The organism is Hymenobacter cheonanensis, assembly GCF_030581075.1.
In the GTDB taxonomy this organism is placed as follows: Bacteria; Bacteroidota; Bacteroidia; order Cytophagales; family Hymenobacteraceae; genus Hymenobacter.
In genome coordinates, this window is record NZ_JAUQSW010000006.1 from 273,687 (window position 1) to 288,214 (window position 14,528).

13 protein-coding genes are annotated in these 14,528 nt (G+C 64.2%); 8 read left to right on the plus strand and 5 right to left on the minus strand.

Going from position 1 to position 14,528, the window contains the following annotated elements:
- The first annotated feature begins 29 nt into the window (after window positions 1-29).
- The gene (gene tilS, locus Q5H89_RS13715; RefSeq protein WP_305019894.1) at window positions 30-1,358 is read left to right on the plus strand and encodes a tRNA lysidine(34) synthetase TilS; all 1,329 of its coding nucleotides are present in this window, start codon (window positions 30-32) and stop codon (window positions 1,356-1,358) included.
- A gap of 256 nt (window positions 1,359-1,614) precedes the next feature.
- The gene (gene mdh, locus Q5H89_RS13720; RefSeq protein WP_305019895.1) at window positions 1,615-2,553 is read left to right on the plus strand and encodes a malate dehydrogenase; all 939 of its coding nucleotides are present in this window, start codon (window positions 1,615-1,617) and stop codon (window positions 2,551-2,553) included.
- Between the two features lie 179 nt (window positions 2,554-2,732).
- Here the strand turns inward: mdh and Q5H89_RS13725 are convergent, their stop codons facing one another.
- Window positions 2,733-3,173 carry a hypothetical protein gene (locus Q5H89_RS13725; protein ID WP_305019896.1) on the minus strand — a complete coding sequence of 147 codons (441 nt, stop codon included), beginning with the start codon at window positions 3,171-3,173 and terminating at the stop codon, window positions 2,733-2,735.
- 399 nt (window positions 3,174-3,572) lie between these two features.
- Here Q5H89_RS13725 and Q5H89_RS13730 point away from each other — a divergent pair, with 399 nt between their 5' ends.
- Window positions 3,573-4,607 carry a glycosyltransferase family 9 protein gene (locus Q5H89_RS13730; RefSeq protein ID WP_305019897.1) on the plus strand — a complete coding sequence of 345 codons (1,035 nt, stop codon included), beginning with the start codon at window positions 3,573-3,575 and terminating at the stop codon, window positions 4,605-4,607.
- Window positions 4,608-4,610: 3 nt separating this feature from the next.
- On the opposite strand, the gene Q5H89_RS13735 is transcribed toward Q5H89_RS13730, so the two are convergent.
- The 4 genes from Q5H89_RS13735 to pxpB are packed head-to-tail and all read right to left on the minus strand — an operon-like array spanning window position 4,611 to window position 8,320.
- Window positions 4,611-5,798 (minus strand): NRAMP family divalent metal transporter, encoded by a 1,188-nt coding sequence (locus tag Q5H89_RS13735; protein WP_305019898.1) that lies wholly within the window; start codon window positions 5,796-5,798, stop codon window positions 4,611-4,613.
- Entirely contained in the window at window positions 5,795-6,595 is an 801-nt protein-coding gene (locus tag Q5H89_RS13740; RefSeq protein WP_305019899.1) for a LamB/YcsF family protein, read from the minus strand. Before Q5H89_RS13740 ends, Q5H89_RS13735 begins: the two co-directional genes overlap by 4 nt.
- Window positions 6,592-7,599, minus strand: coding sequence for a 5-oxoprolinase subunit C family protein (locus Q5H89_RS13745; RefSeq protein ID WP_305019900.1), 1,008 nt, complete (start codon window positions 7,597-7,599; stop codon window positions 6,592-6,594). Before Q5H89_RS13745 ends, Q5H89_RS13740 begins: the two co-directional genes overlap by 4 nt.
- On the minus strand, window positions 7,589-8,320 hold the full coding sequence (pxpB, locus tag Q5H89_RS13750) for a 5-oxoprolinase subunit PxpB (RefSeq protein WP_305019901.1): 732 nt from the start codon (window positions 8,318-8,320) through the stop codon (window positions 7,589-7,591). Before pxpB ends, Q5H89_RS13745 begins: the two co-directional genes overlap by 11 nt.
- Window positions 8,321-8,378: 58 nt before the next feature.
- On the opposite strand from pxpB, the gene Q5H89_RS13755 reads away from it, so the two are divergent.
- The 5 genes from Q5H89_RS13755 (at window position 8,379) to Q5H89_RS13775 (ending at window position 14,442) form a co-directional block, all read left to right on the plus strand.
- Window positions 8,379-10,994, plus strand: coding sequence for a M1 family aminopeptidase (locus Q5H89_RS13755; protein ID WP_305019902.1), 2,616 nt, complete (start codon window positions 8,379-8,381; stop codon window positions 10,992-10,994).
- A gap of 187 nt (window positions 10,995-11,181) precedes the next feature.
- Window positions 11,182-12,420 carry a M16 family metallopeptidase gene (locus Q5H89_RS13760; protein ID WP_305019903.1) on the plus strand — a complete coding sequence of 413 codons (1,239 nt, stop codon included), beginning with the start codon at window positions 11,182-11,184 and terminating at the stop codon, window positions 12,418-12,420.
- An 8-nt stretch (window positions 12,421-12,428) separates the two neighbouring features.
- Entirely contained in the window at window positions 12,429-13,328 is a 900-nt protein-coding gene (locus Q5H89_RS13765; RefSeq protein WP_305019904.1) for a YDG/SRA domain-containing protein, read from the plus strand.
- A 7-nt stretch (window positions 13,329-13,335) separates the two neighbouring features.
- On the plus strand, window positions 13,336-13,788 hold the full coding sequence (locus Q5H89_RS13770) for a YDG/SRA domain-containing protein (RefSeq protein WP_305019905.1): 453 nt from the start codon (window positions 13,336-13,338) through the stop codon (window positions 13,786-13,788).
- Window positions 13,789-13,797: 9 nt separating this feature from the next.
- On the plus strand, window positions 13,798-14,442 hold the full coding sequence (locus Q5H89_RS13775; protein WP_305019906.1) for an O-methyltransferase: 645 nt from the start codon (window positions 13,798-13,800) through the stop codon (window positions 14,440-14,442).
- The last annotated feature ends 86 nt before the right edge of the window (window positions 14,443-14,528 follow it).

Consider the following 14,528-nt stretch of genomic DNA (forward strand, 5'->3'; position numbering starts at 1 on the left):
GCTGCGCTGCTAGCCCCCGTTTTTTGCTCATGCTCGACCAGATTCGCCGCTTTATTACCGAGAACTCGCTTTTCGACCTCGAAACCGATACCATACTCGTGGCCGTGAGCGGCGGGCTCGACTCGGTGGTGCTGCTCGATGTGCTGCACCGGCTCGGGGCGCAGCTGGCCGTGGCGCACTGCCACTTCGGGTTGCGCGGCGAGGAGGCCGACGCCGACGAGCAGTTTGTGCGCAAGCTGGCCAAGCAGTACGAGGTACCCTACTTCGCCGAGTTTTTTCAAACCAAGGCCTTTGCCGAGCGCGAAGGCATCTCGACCCAGATGGCCGCCCGGCTGCTGCGCTACCGCTGGTGGGAGCAGGTGCGCGCCACCAACGGCTACGCCGCCATTGCCACGGCCCACCACCGCCGCGATGCCGCCGAGACGATGCTGCTCAACCTCACCCACGGCACGGGGCTAGCCGGCCTGCACGGCATTCAGGCCAAAAATGGCTACGTGGTGCGCCCGCTGCTGGCCAGCGCCAAGGATGACCTGTATGACTACTTGGTTGAGAACCGCCTTATCTGGCGCGAAGATGCCTCCAACGACAGCCCCGTGTACCAGCGCAACCGCCTGCGACAGCAGGTGCTGCCGGTGCTGCGCGAAATCAACCCCAACCTCGATAACACCCTGGCCAGCACCGCCGAGCGCGTGGGCGGCGCCGAAGAAATAGTGCGCCGCTACGTGGCCGACACCGCCGCCCAGGCCCGGCGCGATGCGCCCGAAGCCACGTATTTCAGCATTGCCACGCTGCAAAACACGGCCGCCACCACCCTGGTGCTGCACGAGCTGCTGCGGCCCTTCGGCTTTTCGTGGCCCGTGACCAAGGAGATTGTGGCGAGCCTGGGCGGGCTTTCGGGCAAGCAGTTCGACTCGCCCACCCACCGCCTGGTGAAGGACCGCGACCAGCTCGTCATTACGCCGCGGCGGCTGGCCCAGTACGGCACCTTCCAGCTGGCTGAGGGCCAGGAAGACCTGCTGGCCGACGGCCTGCGCCTGCGCGCCAGCCAGCACGACGGCGCCGGCTACGAGATTCCGCGCTCGCGCAGCACGGCGGCGCTGGACATCGACAAGCTCAAGTTTCCGCTCACGCTGCGCCGCTGGCAGGAGGGCGACTGGTTTATGCCGCTGGGGATGAAGGGCAAAAAGCACCTCAGCGACTTTCTCATCGACCAGAAAGTGCCGCTCAACCTCAAAGACGAGGTGCGCGTGCTGACCTCGGCCGACGGCAAAATCTGCTGGGTGGTGGGCTTGCGCGTCGATGACCGCTTTAAGGTAGACGAGGCAACCGCCCGCGTGCTGGCCGTGCAGCGGCTGTGATTACGGCAGTTTAGCAACTCTGCTGGCTAGTTATTTTTTAAGCATGTATTTATAGCATACCTAACCATTAGCGGGTGTGCCGTTCGCCTTTATTTTTACTGGCCGGCTAGCCGGCTGCGAGGCACCGGCGCGCAGTCCTAAACCAGCTGCGGTCGGTATAAGTCTGCGCTACCGATGCTGCCGCGCCGCTTTCGGGTGTACTTTTACCGCGCCAGACTTAGCTGGCGCTGTTCCCTCCTACCCTTCATTAATTCCCATGAAAGTCACCGTAGTTGGGGCTGGCAACGTGGGCGCTACCTGCGCCGATGTGCTTGCCACCCGAGAAATTGCCAATGAAGTTGTTTTAGTTGACATCAAGGAGGGCTTCGCCGAAGGCAAAGCCCTCGATATCTGGCAGAAAGCGCCCATCATTGGCTACGACACCCGCACCGTGGGCGTTACCAACGACTACGCCCGTACGGCGGGCTCCGATGTGGTTGTGATTACCTCGGGCCTGCCCCGCAAGCCCGGCATGAGCCGCGACGACCTGATTGCCACCAACGCCGGCATCGTGAAATCGGTGACCGAGCAGGTGGTGAAGCACTCGCCCAAGGCCATTATTATCATCGTGAGCAACCCGCTCGACGTGATGACTTACCAGGCGCACCTCACCGCCAAGCTGCCCCGCGAAAAGGTGTTCGGCATGGCCGGCATCCTGGACACGGCTCGCTACCGCGCCTTTTTGGCCGAGGCCCTGAACGTAAGCCCCAAAGACATTCAGGCCGTGCTGATGGGTGGCCACGGCGATACGATGGTGCCCCTGCCCCGCTATACCACCGTGGGCGGCATCCCGGTTACCGAGCTGATTGACAAAGCCAGGCTCGATGCCATTGTGGAGCGCACCAAGAACGGCGGCGGCGAGCTGGTGAAGCTCATGGGTACCTCGGCCTGGTACGCGCCCGGCGCGGCGGCGGCCCAAATGGTCGAAGCCATCGTGCGCGACCAGCGTCGCGTATTCCCGGTGTGCCTCGAGCTGCAGGGCGAGTACGGCATAAACGGCGTGTACCTCGGCGCCCCGGTCATTCTGGGCAAAAACGGTGTGGAGCGCGTGATTGAATTGCAGCTCAACGACGAAGAGAAAGCGCTGCTCGAAACCTCGCGCGGCCACGTGAAAGAAGTAATGGACGCGCTGGACAAGATGAGCCAGCCGGCGTAAAGCTGGTCCAGAACAAATCAAGAAAGCCCTGCTAAATATGATTTAGCAGGGCTTTCTTGGTAAGAAGCACGGGCGCAATGCCCGCACAACAGGAAGTAGATTATAAAGAAGTCAGTACGGCGACATGCATTATTCCTACTTATGAGAAGCGTAGCAATTTTTCAAAGCCCGGAAGCGTATTAGTTGTAAACGCTTTTGACGTGCATTTCGACAGTACCATTCTTTTGCCAGGTGGTCTTCGTTTCAATTACGATGTTACCCACGGTGGCTCCGCCTCTAAAGATGTAGGATAGCGAAACCGGATTATTGTTCTCATCCAAGGGAAGGTATTGTGCTGGCACAACGTCGTCCGACACCCATTCTTCTATTGTGCTTCCCGGAGTGACATGCAAGGTCTTCATCGTCATCGGGATATAATACCCGGTTGCCCCAGTAAGAACCGGGTAATGGTTGTAGTGGGTGCCTACTTCAGCATAGATAAGATGGTTGACGGGCATCACATTGGTGGACACGGCGGCTGAGGCAGCCGGCTTAATGTTGTCGGACTCCTTCTGGCAGGAAGAAGCTAGCAGACTGCAGCTGAGGACAGCGGCAAGGTGCAGAGGAAGGTAAGCTTTCATAAGCAAAATAGGTAAAGAGTGTGAGAGAAATGGGTAGTGGGCGGAGGTGGGTGGGGGCACTGTCTGGGTCGTACTGGCACGGAACTGGAGGTGAATGACTTAGTATGAATTAAATGTACTAAAATCATCTTAAATTCACAATCAATCTCAAAAAGTTCATATAAAATCCATCAGCAAATGGAGATTTTTTCAAAAAATCTTTTTATCATTATATTTTACACAAAACTAAAATCTGATTTTTATCTGTTTTTAGCCTGTGCTTTAGCTCTCTTTAAGGTTACGCTTAGTGCGGCTGCCACTAGCCCCCGAGTGCTATTGGCAAGTGCTCGCACCCGTGCTCGGCAATGAGGGCCGGCGCACAGCCGTTTTAAAGACGGACCCTACCTTTGGGGCCTGCCCATGCCCGATTCGCCCCTAGCCACCCTCCTCCTTCAAACCGCCTTTATCGGCGATGTCATCCTGGCCACGGCGCTGGTTGAGCACCTGGCATTACACGCGCCGCACGCGCCGCTCGATGTGCTGGTGCGGCGCGGCAATGAAGGCTTGCTGGCGGGCAATCCGCACATTCGGCGGGTGCTGGTTTGGGACAAGAAAAGCCGGAAATACCCCAACCTGCTGCGTTTGCTAGGGCAGATTCGGCGGGAGCGATACGGGCAGGTAGTGACGTTGCAGCGCTTCGCCAGCACGGGGTTTCTCACGGCCTTTTCGGGCGCGCCAGTGCGGGCGGGCTTTGCCGAAAACCCGTTCAGCCGGTTTTTCACGCGGCGCGTGCCGCACGTTATCGGCGACGGCACGCACGAGGTGACGCGCAACCTACGGCTGCTGACGGAGGCAGTTTGTGCGCCTGCGCTGCCCCGCCCGCGCCTCTACCCCACCCTGGCCGACGAGGGCGCGGCCGCACCCTACGCCGCTGTGGGCGAATACGTGTGCCTGGCGCCCACTTCGGTGTGGTTTACCAAGCAGTACCCCGAGGAAAAGTGGCTGGAGCTGCTGGCCGCCCTGCCCGCTAGCCTGCCGGTGTACCTGCTGGGCGGCCCGCCCGATGCGGCCGCCTGCGAGCGGCTGGCCCAGGCGGCGGCCCGGCCAGGGCTGGTGAATTTATCGGGCAAATTATCCTTGCTCGCCTCGGCGGCGCTGATGCGCGGGGCGGTGCTGAACTACGTGAATGACTCGGCGCCGCTGCACCTATGCTCGGCCACCGATGCGCCGGTGTGCACCATTTTCTGCTCGACGGTGCCCGCGTTTGGGTTTGGGCCGCTCAGCACGTTTTCGCGCATTGTCGAGCACCCGGGGCCGCTGGCCTGCCGGCCCTGCGGGCTGCATGGCCACGCCCGCTGCCCGCTAGGGCACTTCCGCTGCGCCCGCGAGATAGAAACGCCGCAGCTGCTGGCGGTGCTGGCCGAAGCGCGGGCGTGGCGAGCCGCAGCGAATTAATAATCAAGCCATAAGCTGCTCCCACAAGGCCAGTACGCTAAGGCTGCCCATCGCGACTACAACGACCCAGCCGGCAGCCAGCATCCAGCGCGGGTGGCGGTAGGTGCCCATGAGGCGGCGGCTGGTGGCGGCCACCAGCACGATGGCCAGGGCAATGGGCAGTATCAGCCCATTGACGGCCCCGGCAAAGATGAGCAGCTGCGTGGGCTTGCCAACAAGCACGAAAATGGTGGTAGACAAGATGATAAAGACCGAGATGCAGGCCCGCTCGTAGCGCGCAAACACCGGGTGAAACGTCTTGAAAAACGACACCGACGTGTAGGCCGCGCCCACCACCGACGAGATGGCCGCGCTCCACAGCACAACGCCGAACACGCGGAAACCCACCTCGCCCGCCGCCGACCGGAACACGCTGGCCGCCGGGTTGTCGGCCGCCAGGGTGGCGCCGTGGCTCAGCACGCCCACAATGGCCAGGAACAGCACAAACCGCATAACGGTAGAAATGACAATGCCGCTGACGGCACTGCGCGTTACTACTTTTTGATTATCAATACCTTTTATACCCGCATCGAGCAGGCGGTGCGCCCCCGAAAACGTGATGTAGCCGCCCACCGTGCCGCCCACGATGGTAACGATGGCCGCCGCGCTCACCTTGGCCGGCAGCAGCGTGTGGTGCAGCGCTTGCAGCAGCGGCGGGTGCGCGCTGAAGGCAATGCCCAGGGTGAGTAAAATCTTGACCGTGCCCAGAATTTTGGTGAAGCCGTCGAGCATTTTGCCCACTTCGCGCACCCAAAACAGCAGCAAGGCCACCGCGCAGCTCAGCATGGCGCCCTGCTCGTAGGTGATGCCCGTGAGTACGTTCAGCCCCAGCCCGCAGCCAGCAATATTGCCAATATTAAAGGCGAAGCCGCCCAAAATAACCATGCCCGCCAGGAAGTAGCCTAGCCCCGGCAGCAGCCGGTTGGCCAGGTCCTGGGCGCGCAGCTCGCTCACCGTGAGGATGCGCCAGGTGTTGAGCTGCGCGCCCACATCGAGCAGCACCGACACGAGGATGACGAAGCCGAAGCTGGTAAACAGCTCCTGCGTGAACTTGGCCGTCTGGGTCAGAAAACCGGGGCCGATGGACGAGTTGGCCATCAGGAAGGCGGCGCCCAGGCTAGCCCCGCCCCAGGTGCGCAGTTTGCCCTTCATCGGCCGCTGGGGGCTGGGGCGGGGCTGGCGCTGGCCGGGGCCTGCACCACCACGCCGGCCCCGGCCAGCGCCGTGCGCAGCTGCCGGGCAAACTCCAGGGCGTGGGCGCCGTCGCCGTGCAGGCACACCGTATCGGCCCGAATGGCCACTTCGGGGCCCTGCTGGGTGCGCACCCAGCCGCCCTGCACCATGCGCAGCACCTGGGCAATGGCCACGTCGGCGCTGGTGATGAGGGCATCGGGCTGGCGGCGCGGCGTGAGGATGCCGTTGCTTTGGTAGGTGCGGTCGGCAAACACCTCGTGGGCCGTGCGCAGGCCGATTTTCTCGCCGGCCTTGGTCAGCTCCGAGCCGGCCAGGCCGTAGAGCATCAGCTCGGGCTGCACTTTGTAAATGGCCTCGGCAATGGCTTCGGCCAGGGCCGCGTTGGTGGCGGCCATGTTATAGAGCGCGCCGTGGGGCTTGAGGTGGTGCAGCTGGCCGCCCTCGGCGCGCACCACGGCGGCCAGGGCCCCTAGCTGGTACACCGTCATATCAAACGCCTCCTCGGCCGAAATATCCAGGTTGCGGCGGCCAAAGCCCACCAAATCGGGCAGGCCGGGGTGGGCGCCGATGGCCACATTGTGCGCCAGGGCGCGGCGCACAGTTTGGCGCATCACGCCAGGGTCGCCGGCGTGAAAGCCGCAGGCCACGTTGGCCGAAGTAATAAGGGGCATCAGCTCGGCGTCCTGGCCCAGGGTCCAGGCGCCGAAGCTTTCGCCCATGTCGCAGTTCAAATCGACGGTAGCAGCAGGGGTCATAGTAACAATGATTTCAAGTGAACAGCCCGCGCCAAAGCCCGCAGCCACTGCTCCTGCGCAAGATACAGCGCCTGCGCCCGGGCCAGCGTTACGGGCTCGAAGCGCAGCCGCGTGCCCGGCAGCGCCTGCGCCAGCCGGCCCAGGTCGGCCGAGATAACCTGGGCCAGCCGGGGGTAGCCGCCGGTGGTCTGGCAATCGGCCAGCAGCACAATGGGCTGGCCGCCGCCCGGCACCTGCACCGTGCCGGCGGCCACGGCGCTCGACAGCAGCTCGGCGTTGGTAGTGCGGGCCAGTTCGGGCCCGCTGAGCCGGGCGCCCATGCGGTCGGCCTCGGTGCTCACAGTGAAAATTTCCTCCCAAAAAGCCTGCTGGCTGGCTGGCGCAAACTGCGCATACTCGAGCCCGGGCAAAGCCCGCACCCTTAGCGGCGCGCCAGGCTGAGCCACTGGCGCGGGGGCCGCGTGCCACCGGGCGGCCGTCCAGCCAGCAGTTCCTTCCGGCTTCAACCGCTCAAACAATCGCCGCGCGCGGGCTGGCCACTCGCCTACTGGTAACTCGTCGCCGACTTGCAGGGCGCGGCCGGCCAGCCCGCCCAGCGCGGCGCGCAGGTAGGTGGCGCGGCTGCCCAGCACGAGCGGCACGGCCACGCCGCCGGCCACCGCCAGCCAGGCCCGGCCCGCCGCCCGGGGCGCGCCAAAGGCCAGCACCGTGCCGGCCCGCACCGCCACTGGCCGGCCCAACGGCACGGGCTGGCCGCCGATAGTCGCCGCCAGGTCGGCCCCGGTGAGGGCGAGCAGGGCATCGGTTTCGAAGCAAAGTGTGGGGCCGCGCAGCGTGGTTTCAAGGCCGGCCGCCGTTTCGGCGTTGCCCACCAGCAGGTTGGCGGTGCGCAGGGCGCAGGCGTCGAGGGCGCCACCCACGACCACGCCGGTTTTTTGGTGGCCCGCCCGCCCCAGGTCCTGCACGGTGGTGAGCAGGCCGGGCTTTCGCACGCTAATGGCCATTTGCGGGGGCTAGCAAGTGAAAATCAGCCGCCGAAATGGGCACGAAGCGCAGCCTGTCGCCGGCTTGCAGCAGGCTGGGCCGGGCCCGGCCAGGGTCGAACAGCCGCAGCGGCGTGCGCCCGATGAGCTGCCAGCCGCCCGGCGTGGGCAGCGAGTACACCCCCGTTTGCACGCCCGCAATGCCCACCGCCCCGGCCGGCACCAGCGGCCGGGGCGTGGCCCGGCGCGGGGTGGCCAGCCCGGCATCGAGCCCGCCGAGGTAAGGAAAGCCGGGCGCGAAACCCACCATGTACACCAGGTACTCGGGCCGGGCGTGGCGGGCAATCACGGCCGCGGGGGCTAGCTGCGTGTGCTGGGCCACGGCGGCCAGGTCGGGGCCGAAGTCGCCGCCGTAGCACACGGGTATTTCCATCAGCGGGCCAGGCCGGTAGTCGGCCGCGGCGGCCCGGGCGGCGGGCAGCAGGGCTTGTAACGCGCTCGCCATCTGCTCGTAGGGCAGCACTTCGCTAGCCTGGCTCAGCAGCCAGGGGTCGTAGTACACGGTGAGGGTGGTGAAGGCCGGCACGTACTCGCGCAGGCCGGGCGGCGGGTGCTGGTCGAGCAGCCGGGCCAGCGCCTGAAGGAGCCGGTGCGTGGCCGGCGCAATGGCCTGGCCCAGCTCCAGCACCACGGCCGCGTCGCCGAGCGGGTAGAGGCGCACGAGCGGCAGAGAGTCAGCCATGCGGGGAGCGGCTTAGTTTTGGGGAAATTGTTTGTTGTTCGTCACGCTTGCTATGCCCGTGAACTACCGTAAATATGGGGCCCTCGGCGGCCTGTTGCTGGCCGCCGCCTGCCAGCGCGCCTCCTACCCTAGCGCGGCCACTGCGCCGGCCGCTACCTCTGCCGCCCCGAGCGCGCCGCCCGTAGTGCCCGGCGTGAGCCGCGAGCTGGCCGAGTTTCGCAAGCTGACTATTAGCCGCGTGGCCTACGACCTGCGCCTAAGCGTGCCCGGCCGCAAAGCCGACCCGGTGCGGGCCGAGGAAACCATCAGCTTCCGGCTGCGCGACAACCGCGCCCCGGTGCAGCTCGATTTTAAGGGGCTAGCCAGCCAGCTGCACAGCCTGACTATCAACGGCCAACCCGCTGCCATCGATTACCGCCAGGAGCATGTGGTATTGCCCGTCAACACATTGCGCATTGGTGATAACGAAGTGAAAATCAGCCTCGATGCCGGCGACTTATCACTCAATCGCAACGCCGACTACCTCTATACGCTGCTCGTGCCTGACCGCGCCCGCACGGTGGTGCCGGTGTTCGACCAGCCTAATCTGAAGGCCACGTTTGCGCTGACGCTCAACGTGCCCGGCGCTTGGCAGGCCGTGGCCAATGGTCCACTACGCGAGGCCTCACCTCCTACGCTCGACGGCCGGGTGCCTAGCACGAGAAGCTACGCTTTTCTACCCTCCGACTCTATCAGCACCTACCTGTTTTCATTTGCGGCGGGCCAGTTTACGAAGGTGACGCAGCAGGTCAATGGCCGGCCCATGAATTTTCTGCACCGCGAAACGGACACGACCAAAATCCGCCTCAGTATACCCGCCATTTTTCGGCTGCACGGCGAGGCGCTGGCTTTCCTGGAGAAGTATACGGGCATTCCTTATCCGTTTCAAAAATTTGACTTCACGGCCATTCCCGACTTTCAGTACGGCGGCATGGAGCACGTGGGCAACATTGATTACAAGGCCAGTACGCTGTTTCTCGACGAGGGCGCGACCAAGGACCAGGTGCTGGCCCGCCAGAACCTCATTGCCCACGAAACGGCCCACATGTGGTTTGGCGACCTCGTGACCATGCAGTGGTTCAACGATGTGTGGATGAAGGAGGTATTTGCCAACTTCATGGCCGATAAGCTGAACCCCGAGGCCGCCGCCGGCCCGGCGCAGCTGCTCAAATTCGTGACCGACCACTACCCCGCCGCCTACGCCGTGGACCGCACCGCCGGGGCCAACCCCATTCGGCAGCCGCTGGAAAACTTGCAGGAAGCGGGCTCGCTCTACGGCAACATCATCTACCACAAGGCGCCCATTATGATGCGCCAGCTGGAGCGGCTGATGGGCGAAGAGCCCTTCCGGGTCGGTATTCAGGAATACCTCGCAACCTACGCCCACGGCAACGCCACCTGGCCCGACCTCATCGCCATTCTGGATGCCCACACGCCCGCCGACCTCGCCGCCTGGAACCAGGTGTGGGTGAACCAGCCCGGCCGCCCGGTGTTCGACTACGAGCTGCAACCCACCGCTAGCCAGCTCGTTATCCGCCAGCGGGCCGAGGATGGCTCCGACCGCCTCTGGCCCCAGCAGTTTGAGGTGCTGGCCGTGTACCCGGGCGGGCCGGTGCCGGTGCCCGTCAACATGAGCCAGCGCGAGGTGACGGTGCCGCTGCCCGCCGGCCGGGGCACCCCTAGCTACGTGCTGCTCAACGCGCAGGGCCTAGGCTACGGCGTGTTTCCGGTGGCGCCCCAGGCTGCCGACCACCTGGCCGCCCTCGCCGACCCGGTGGCCCGCGCCAGCACCTACATTGCGCTTTATGAGAATATGCTGGCCGGCCGGGGGCTAGCCCCGCGCCCGCTGCTCGACCGCTACCTGGCCCAGACCGCGCACGAAACCAACGACCTCAACATCAAGCTGCTCACCGACCAGCTCGGCCGCATCTACTGGCAGTTTCTGACGCCCGCCGAGCGCACCGCGCTCGCCCCAACGGTAGAAAAAGCCCTCTGGCAGGCCCTGCAAAAGCAGCCCCGGCCCGGCGAGCAAAAGCTGTATTTCAAAGCCTACCAAAGCATTGCCCTCACGCTGGCCGCCCAAAAGCGCCTCTACCACATCTGGCAAACCCAGAATGCGCCGGGCCTGGTGAGGCTTACCGAAGACGACTACACCAGCCTGGCGCTGGCCCTGGCCGTGCGCGACTACCCGGCCCCGCAGCCCATTTTGCCCCAGCAGCTAGCCCGCATTCCGAACCTGGACCGCCGCCAGCGCCTGGAGTTTCTGATGCCCGCGCTCTCGCCCGAGGTGGCCGTGCGCGACCAGTTTTTTGCCTCGCTCAAGGACGAGAAAAACCGCGAAAAAGAAGCCTGGGTGCAAACCGCCCTGGGCTACCTGCACCACCCGCTGCGCCAGGCTACCTCCGAAAAATACCTGCCCGCCAGCCTCGATTTGCTCCAGGAAATTCAGCAGACGGGCGATATTTTCTTCCCGGCCGGCTGGCTGCAAGGCACGCTGGGCTACTACCAGTCGGCCACGGCGGCGCGCACGGTGCGGGCGTTTCTGGCCGCCCACCCGAACTACAACCCCCAGCTGCGCAACAAGCTGCTGCAGGCGGCCGACGACCTGTTTCGGGCCGAGAAGCTGGTCATGTAAGCTGCTTTTCCTATTTCACAATCGGCTGTCATGCTGAGCTTGCGAAGCATCTTATCAGGTTTGAGCGAGTCGCTCCTCTGTGATAAAATGCTTCGCAAGCTCAGTATGACAGCCGATTGTGATAAGCCGCAGAGAAAAGCCGGCGCCCAGGCGCGAACTTTGTTGCTTTCGTCGGTTTATAGCTACAATGTCTGATTACCACCAGTTCGAATACCCCAACGGCATCCGCCTGCTGCACAAGGAGGTGCCGCACACCAAGATTGCGCACTGCGGCTTTTTGCTCGACATCGGCTCGCGCGATGAGCAGGCGCACCAGCAGGGGCTAGCCCATTTCTGGGAGCACATGGCCTTCAAGGGCACCCGCAAGCGCAAGTCGTTTCACATCCTCAACCGCCTCGAAACCGTGGGCGGCGAGCTGAACGCCTACACCACCAAGGAAAAAATCTGCTTCTACGCCACGCTGCTCAGCACCCACTTCGAGCGGGCGTTTGAGCTGCTTACCGACCTGACCTTCAACTCCGTATTTCCGGAGCGCGAGGTGGAGAAAGAGCGCGGCGTGATTCTGGAAGAGATGAGCATGTACCAGGATGCGCCCGAGGATGCCATCATCGACGACTTCGACGCCGTGATATATGGCGAGCATCCGCTAGGGGTCAACATCCTGGGCACCCGCGAAAGCGTGAGCGGCTTCCAAACGGCTGACTTTCACGCCTTCTACAACGAGAATGTGCGCACCGACCGGCTGATTTTCAGCTCGGTCAGCAATCTGCCGTTCAAGGAAGTGAAGCGGCTGGCCGACCGCTTTCTGGCGCCTATTCCGGCCCGGCTAGGGCCGCGCGAGCGCCTGCCCTTCAGCGGCTACGAGCGGCGCGACCGCACCGAGAAGCGGCCCATTTCGCAGGCGCACTGCCTGGTGGGCGGCCCCGCCTACCCGCTCACCGACGAGCGCCGGGTGCCGTTTTTCATGCTCAACAACATTCTGGGTGGCCCCGGCATGAACTCGCGCCTCAACCTGGCCGTGCGCGAAAAGTACGGCCTCGTGTACACCATCGACAGCTCGTACTCGCCCTATACCGACACTGGTTTGTTCGGTATTTACTTCGGCACCGAGGCCAGGCAGCTCAACCGCACGCTGGGCCTGGTGCAGAAGGAATTGAAGCTGCTGCGTGAGAAAGAGCTGACTTCCAGCCAGCTGCACGTAGCCAAAAACCAGCTCATGGGCCAGCTCGCCATGAGCGAGGAAAGCAACTCGGGCCTGATGCAGCTGCTGGGCAAAAGCACCCTCGACCTGGGCCGCGTGGAGCCGCTGCCCGAGATTTTTACCCGCATTGAAAACGTGACGGCTAGCCAGCTGCGCGAGCTAGCCAACGAGGTGCTGGCCGAGGATAACCTCAGCATTTTGCAGTACGTGCCGGAAGAAAAGTAGCGCGCAGCATGGCCAAGTCAGCGTCCGTCTTCGGCCCGGTGCAGGGCATTGCGCCCGGCCACGAGTTTGCCAACCGCCTGGAGCTGTGGAGTGCCGGCGTGCACCGCCAAACCCAGGCTGGCATCAGCGCGCGGCAAGGTGAGGGCGCCGAAAGCATTGTGCTCTCGGGTGGTTACGAAGACGACGAGGACCTGGGCCCGGTCATCATTTATACCGGCCGGGGCGGGCGCAGCGCCGAAAGCCAGCAGCAGGTGGCCGACCAGACCCTAACCGGCGCCAACCGCGAGCTGGCCCGCAACGTGCTCACGGGCTTGCCCGTGCGCGTGACGCGCAAGGTGCTGGAGGCTGGCCGCAGCTTTTACCGCTACGCCGGCCTCTACCGCATCGCGCGCTACTGGGCCGAAACCGGCAAGTCGGGCCACCGCGTGTGGCGCTTCCGGCTCGAAGAGCTAGCCGAATGGGAGGCTGAGCCCGCAACCGCCGCGCCCGACCTTTTTGCAGCCCAAGAGCCCACGTCCGCCTACGGCCCCGCGCCGCGCCGGCTAGCTACCACGCTGCGCCTGGTGCGCGATACCGCCATCACGCGCCAGGTGAAGCTGCTGCACGATTACCACTGCCAGGTGTGTGGCGAGCGGCTGGCTAGCCCCGCCGGCCCGTATGCCGAAGCCGCGCACATTCGGCCGCTAGGGGCTCCGCACCACGGGCCCGATGTGCTAGCCAACGTACTGTGTCTCTGCCCCAATCACCACGTGCTGTTCGACCTGGGCAGCTTCGGCGTGGCGGAGGATGGCACCCTGCTGGGGCTAGCCGGGCAGCTGCGGCAGCATCGCCAGCACCCGGTGGCGCCCGAGTTTCTGGCCTACCACCGCACGCACTTTTACGAGCCGCAGGCCGGCGAGCTACCCTAGCGCCGCCATGCCGCTTCCCACTTTCGGCCACGTTGGCTCGGCCCGGCCGGGCGACTTATTTGCCTCGCGCCTCGACTTGTCTTTGCGCGGCCAGCACCGGCCACCACGCGCGGGCGTGTGCGCCACCGTGGCCCACGGCGCCGAAAGCATCATTCTGGCCGACCAGTACGAGGATGATGAGATTCACGATGACTATTTCTGGTATGCCGGCCACGGCGGGCGCGACGGCCAGACCGGCCGCCAGGTAGCCGACCAGGACTTCAACCACCGCAACCGGGCGCTGGCCCGCAGCCAGGAAACCGGCCGGCCCGTGCGCGTGTACCGGCGCATCGACAGCGCTCCGGCGGCCTGGCAGTTTCGCTACGAAGGGCTGTGGCGCGTAGTAGCCCACACGTACGCACCCGGCCGCTCGGGCTACCGCGTGTACCGCTTCCGGCTGGAGCCGTGGCTAGCCCCTTAACCTAAATCCATGACCGACAACGACATTCAGGCCTACGCCAACCAGCACACCGAGCCCGAGCCGCCGCTGCTGCACCAGCTCTGGCGCGAAACGCACTTGCAGCTGCTGATGCCGCGCATGGCCACCGGCCACTGGCAGGGCCGCCTGCTGAGCTTGCTTTCGCACCTCGTTAAGCCTAGCCGCATTCTGGAAATCGGCACCTTCACCGGCTACGCCACCCTGAGCCTGGCCGAGGGGCTAGCGGCGGGCGGCCAGCTGCACACCATCGAAATCAACCCCGAGCGCGAAAGCCGCATCCGGCGCTACGTGGCGGCGGCCGGGCTGGCCGGGCGCGTGCGCCTGCACATCGGCGACGCGCGCGATGTTTTGGCCGGCTTGGTCGGCGAAGTGTGGGACTTAGTCTTTATTGACGCCGACAAGTTGCACAATGGCCAGTACTTTGAGCTAGTAGTCAACCAGGTGCGGGCCGGCGGCTTGCTGGTTGTGGACAATGTGCTGTGGGGCGGCAAGGCGTTGCCGGGTTATCCCCTCAAAGCCAACGACCACGATACAAGAGCCGTGCGCGCCTTCAACGAACACGTGCGCCACGACCCGCGCGTGGTGCCGCTGCTGCTGCCCGTGCGCGATGGGCTGCTGCTGCTGCGCAAAGTGTAAGGCGTTTTTTAGTGTGTGCTTCTCGTTTTTCGTAAGCACAATTCAAAGCTGCCGAACAACAAAAAACTATCCACGAATCTCAAACA

Excerpts from the sequence above, each read along its gene's own strand:
- tilS (WP_305019894.1), top strand. The coding sequence starts at position 30 with ATGCTCGACCAGATTCGCCGCTTTATTACCGAGAACTCGCTTTTCGAC.
- mdh (WP_305019895.1), top strand. The coding sequence starts at position 1,615 with ATGAAAGTCACCGTAGTTGGGGCTGGCAACGTGGGCGCTACCTGCGCC.
- Q5H89_RS13725 (WP_305019896.1), bottom strand. The coding sequence starts at position 3,173 with ATGAAAGCTTACCTTCCTCTGCACCTTGCCGCTGTCCTCAGCTGCAGT.
- Q5H89_RS13730 (WP_305019897.1), top strand. The coding sequence starts at position 3,573 with ATGCCCGATTCGCCCCTAGCCACCCTCCTCCTTCAAACCGCCTTTATC.
- Q5H89_RS13735 (WP_305019898.1), bottom strand. The coding sequence starts at position 5,798 with ATGAAGGGCAAACTGCGCACCTGGGGCGGGGCTAGCCTGGGCGCCGCC.
- Q5H89_RS13740 (WP_305019899.1), bottom strand. The coding sequence starts at position 6,595 with ATGACCCCTGCTGCTACCGTCGATTTGAACTGCGACATGGGCGAAAGC.
- Q5H89_RS13745 (WP_305019900.1), bottom strand. The coding sequence starts at position 7,599 with ATGGCCATTAGCGTGCGAAAGCCCGGCCTGCTCACCACCGTGCAGGAC.
- pxpB (WP_305019901.1), bottom strand. The coding sequence starts at position 8,320 with ATGGCTGACTCTCTGCCGCTCGTGCGCCTCTACCCGCTCGGCGACGCG.
- Q5H89_RS13760 (WP_305019903.1), top strand. The coding sequence starts at position 11,182 with ATGTCTGATTACCACCAGTTCGAATACCCCAACGGCATCCGCCTGCTG.
- Q5H89_RS13765 (WP_305019904.1), top strand. The coding sequence starts at position 12,429 with ATGGCCAAGTCAGCGTCCGTCTTCGGCCCGGTGCAGGGCATTGCGCCC.
- Q5H89_RS13770 (WP_305019905.1), top strand. The coding sequence starts at position 13,336 with ATGCCGCTTCCCACTTTCGGCCACGTTGGCTCGGCCCGGCCGGGCGAC.
- Q5H89_RS13775 (WP_305019906.1), top strand. The coding sequence starts at position 13,798 with ATGACCGACAACGACATTCAGGCCTACGCCAACCAGCACACCGAGCCC.